This window comes from Candidatus Cryosericum odellii, assembly GCF_003570935.1.
Lineage (GTDB): Bacteria > Caldisericota > Caldisericia > Cryosericales > Cryosericaceae > Cryosericum > Cryosericum odellii.
This window is the reverse complement of sequence record NZ_QXIU01000048.1, coordinates 1-3,075: the sequence shown is the minus strand read 5'-3', so window position 1 is coordinate 3,075 and position 3,075 is coordinate 1. Positions and strand designations below refer to the sequence as shown.

The 3,075-nt window shown below is 56.1% G+C and carries 4 protein-coding genes; 3 read left to right on the top strand and 1 reads right to left on the bottom strand.

The genetic code is table 11. The features are described 5' to 3' along the window. The 3 genes from SMC5_RS10580 to preA all read left to right on the top strand — a co-directional run. The coding region (locus SMC5_RS10580; RefSeq protein WP_320409819.1) for an oligopeptide/dipeptide ABC transporter ATP-binding protein at positions 1-183 on the top strand (183 nt) is incomplete at its 5' end. 185 nt (positions 184-368) lie between these two features. Continuing rightward, a complete protein-coding gene (locus tag SMC5_RS01730) occupies positions 369-1,634 on the top strand; it encodes an FAD-dependent oxidoreductase (RefSeq protein ID WP_119119337.1) in 1,266 nt (421 codons plus the stop codon). Then, positions 1,634-2,875, top strand: coding sequence for an NAD-dependent dihydropyrimidine dehydrogenase subunit PreA (gene preA, locus SMC5_RS01725; RefSeq protein WP_119119336.1), 1,242 nt, complete (start codon positions 1,634-1,636; stop codon positions 2,873-2,875). The genes SMC5_RS01730 and preA overlap by 1 nt, the downstream gene beginning before the upstream one ends. Positions 2,876-2,882: 7 nt before the next feature. Here preA and SMC5_RS10955 read toward each other — a convergent pair. After that, positions 2,883-3,075, bottom strand: a 193-nt coding sequence (locus SMC5_RS10955) for a hypothetical protein (protein WP_207798965.1), incomplete at its 5' end; no start/stop codon positions are given.

Sequence of the window (3,075 nt, the reverse complement as noted above, 5' to 3'; positions counted from 1 at the left end):
CGGATTGAGATGCAACGCCAGCGTATTGTGCTCAAGGGAGACCTTCCCAGTCCAGTGAATCCGCCGAGTGGGTGCCACTTCCGAACGCGGTGTCCCATTGCACAACCGATCTGCGCTGAGCAGGAGCCCGAGCTGCGTGACATGGGTTCTGGTCACATGGTTTCCTGTCACTTCGCGGGCTAAGGACGTACTGGCAAGTCTGACAGGGGCCGGCCGAAAGGCCGGCCCCTGTTTGTTCTGGATCCAACCATGCTCGACGAGGTTGGAAAACCTGAGAATTCGTATATAACTCAAGAGAAGTGGTTTCTGACAACCTGCAAGGCACCTGCACAGGTTGTTGACGGCAATCAAAGCAAGCAGGAGGAACAATGGAAGAATTTGAGAAGACCCTGAGCTGGCAGCAGGCAGCCATTGAGGCTGAACGCTGTCTCTATTGCTATGATGCGCCATGCCAGACAAAGTGTCCGGCGCACGTCCCGGTGCCCGAGTTCATACAATCGATTCGTAGCGGGAACTTGCATGGGGCCCGGACCCTTCTTCAGACGTCTCATCCATTTATCGAAACGTGTGGCCGTATTTGTCCCGAAGAAGCGTTTTGTCAGTCTGTATGTACGCGGTCGAAGATAGATGCCCCTCTGCGCATTCGGGAGCTGCATCGTTTCGTAACCGACTCGACCGATCCATCTGATCGTATGGAGTTGCCTGAAACTATTTTGGGCAGGGTTGCTATCATCGGGGCTGGTCCCGCGGGACTTGCCTGCGCCCGCGAGCTGAGGGTCAAGGGATTTTCCTGTGATGTGTTCGAGGCTCGGCAGATGGGTGGCGTGCCCAGTCAGGAAGTGTCTACGCACCGGTATCCGCGCGAGGTTGACGAACGGGAAGTCCGCTTCCTGACGTCCACATTCGCTGCACATGTTCGTACGGAGCGCGTGGTGGACCTGAAACCTCTGGCTGCTGATTATGACGCTGTTTTTGTTGCAACAGGACTGCCCTCTGAGAGTGACATAAATATTGAAGGCACACAGCTGGTTGGTGTGCATCACGCCCGCGAACTCCTGCGCAAGATGAAATCTGGCGCAACCAGCGGTGCAGGAAACCGCGTAGGTGTTATTGGTGGCGGGAATGTTGCAATCGAGGTAGCCTCCATGCTCCGTGAGGAAGACCCAACACGAGACGTCACCGTGGTCTATCGTCGTGGCATCAAAGAGTTGAAGGCGTTCAAGAAGGAGATCGAAGAAGCTACAGCACTCGGTGTGACCTATCAGTTCCTGGCAATCCCGAACAAGGTTGTTGGCAACGATCATGTGGAGGGGTTGGAGGTCACTCAGGCTCATCTGTGCGGAGAGGACGAATCCGGCCGATGCAGGTTTGAACCCCTGCCAGGGTCGAGCTTCATCATACCACTCGACACGGTGGTTGTAGCTATCGGACAGCGCGTCGACGAGGGCGCGTTTCCTGGTCTTGTTCGCAGCGACTCAGGACTTATCAGTGTAGGGGAGAATATGCAGACCAGCATACCGGGCGTCTATGCCGGCGGCGACGCCGTTCATGGTGCTCAGACTGTTGTGGAGGCCGTGCGTGACGGCAAGAAAGCGGCGGAGCAGATTGCCGCGTTTGTGGCAGGAGGCAAGTGATGTATCGAGAACACGACCTTTCGTACGATTTCCTGGGCATACATCTTGAGAACCCCTTCATTCTGTCTGCGGCTCCGCCGACGGATGAGCTTGATATGGCGATTGACGGACTGAAGGCAGGCTGGGCCGGGGTCGTCCTCAAAACCACGTCTGTCGAGAGCAATCCTGTCAACCTGAAATACCCGATGATGTCGTCCTTTGGCACAGCTGCGCACAAACTGTGGGGGTTGGGTAATATCGACCTCATTTCGCAATATCACATCGACGAGGTCTGTGAGCGGGTCGCAACACTGAAGCGCATGTTCCCCACCAAGATGATTGCAGCTTCTATCATGGGGTCACAAAAGGAAGACTGGCAGTCTCTGGTGTGGCAGCTCAAGAAGGCCGGTGTCGACCTTGTCGAGTGCAGTTTCAGCTGTCCACAGGGAAGCATGGGCGAGGCCCCCGGCCGGATGCTTGCTCAGAGCGTTGAGGCGACCGAAAAGGTTGCACGCTGGGTAAAGGAAGCTGCCGGAGACACACCTGTTCTCATCAAGATCACACCTCAGGTCACGGACATCGTCGAGGTCGCCAGGGCACTGAAGCGGGCCGGCGTCGATGGTGTCACGGCAAGCAACTCGGTGCCCGCACTGATCGGGGTCGATGTCGAGACACTTGAACCACGTCCTTCTCTCTTTGGCGAGGGGGCATATTCGGGCATGACGGGCATGGCGATCAAACCCCTTACTCTCCGCACCATTGCAGAGATTGCCCGCAACGTAGACATCACTGTCAGTGGAAACGGCGGTGCCTACTCGTGGAGTGATGCGGTGGAGCTGATGGCTGTTGGAGCTTCCAACGTGCAGTTCTGCACACTTCCAATGCACTATGGGTTTGGCACGATAAGGGACCTCAAGAGCGGTCTTGCTGATTATCTGGACCGCAAGGGATGTGCATCGCCGCTGGACATTGTTGGCAAGGCGCTCAAGAACATCAAGGGTCAGGAAGAGCTGGTCGCGCCTGACTCTCATTCGGACATCGACCTTGACAAGTGCATCGGTTGCGGCAACTGCTTCCGCGCCTGCAGGGATGGAGCTCATAGAGCGATTCTGTGGGATGCCGAGAAGAGGCAGCCCTCTGTGGATGCCGAGAAGTGTCCTGGGTGCGGCCAGTGCATGCAGGTTTGTCCGGTGAATGCTATCCGGATGAAGGAAGAACTGGACGGCAAGGTCCACTATTTCGAATTCAAGGGAACTCGCTAGGTCTGAGTCAAGCCTCTCTGTCCCCTGTGGCGCCTGCCGCAGGGGACATTCGCATGTGTGACCAATTGAGTGCTGTCGTGAACCCGGTATACTTATAAAGAGTGTTTGTCGCGTTCATTTGCCAGCCGAAATCTTGAGGAGGTAGTATGAGCAATGATGAACGGTTCTCGACCTTGCGGTCGAAAAGAGAGCAGATCATC